Raw genomic sequence first — 223 nt, 5'->3', positions numbered from 1 at the left:
GCCCATTGTGCAATATTCCCCACTGCTGCCTCCCGTAGGAGTCTGGGCCGTGTCTCAGTCCCAGTGTGGCCGGTCACCCTCTCAGGCCGGCTACCCGTCGTCGCCTTGGTGGGCCATTACCTCACCAACAAGCTGATAGGCCGCGAGTCCATCCCCAACCAAAAAATCTTTCCACCACCAGACCATGCGGCCGGCAGTCATATCCAGTATTAGACGTCGTTTC

Annotated in this window: 1 rRNA gene; it reads right to left on the bottom strand. The window is 58.7% G+C overall.

The annotated features are described in order from the left end of the window. A 16S ribosomal RNA gene (locus WFH25_RS19325) occupies positions 1 to 223 on the bottom strand; the annotation flags it as partial.

Source organism: Curtobacterium sp. USHLN213 (genome assembly GCF_037144815.1).
Lineage (GTDB): Bacteria > Actinomycetota > Actinomycetes > Actinomycetales > Microbacteriaceae > Curtobacterium.
This window is presented reverse-complemented; position numbering and strand designations above follow the sequence as displayed.